Source organism: Burkholderia sp. SIMBA_051 (assembly GCF_046534915.1).
Lineage (GTDB): Bacteria > Pseudomonadota > Gammaproteobacteria > Burkholderiales > Burkholderiaceae > Burkholderia > Burkholderia ambifaria.
This window is the reverse complement of the sequence record NZ_JAWRXS010000475.1, coordinates 1-260: the sequence shown is the minus strand read 5'-3', so window position 1 is coordinate 260 and position 260 is coordinate 1. Positions and strand designations below refer to the sequence as shown.

The 260-nt window shown below is 66.5% G+C and carries 1 pseudogene; it reads right to left on the bottom strand.

Features of this window, described 5'->3' with window-relative positions:
- Window positions 1-260: pseudogene (locus SB771_RS35355) on the bottom strand (two-component sensor histidine kinase); the annotation flags it as partial.

Genomic DNA, 260 nt, shown 5'->3' with positions numbered 1-260 from the left:
CAGCGGCAGCAGCACGATCAACGGCCACAGCGTGCGCAGCGCGACGTCGGCCGCAAGCCGGTTGCGCACGGAAAGCGGCTGCGCCAGTTGCACGACGTTATCGCCGACGATCGCGCCGTACACCCGCCACTCGCCGCGTTCCGTACGTTCGGTCGAAAAGCCGAGTTCGGCGCGCGGCGCAAGCGGCGCACGCGGACGCGAGTAATACATCAATACGCCGTTGCGATTCCAGATTTGCAGCACGATGCCTTCGTCGCCGG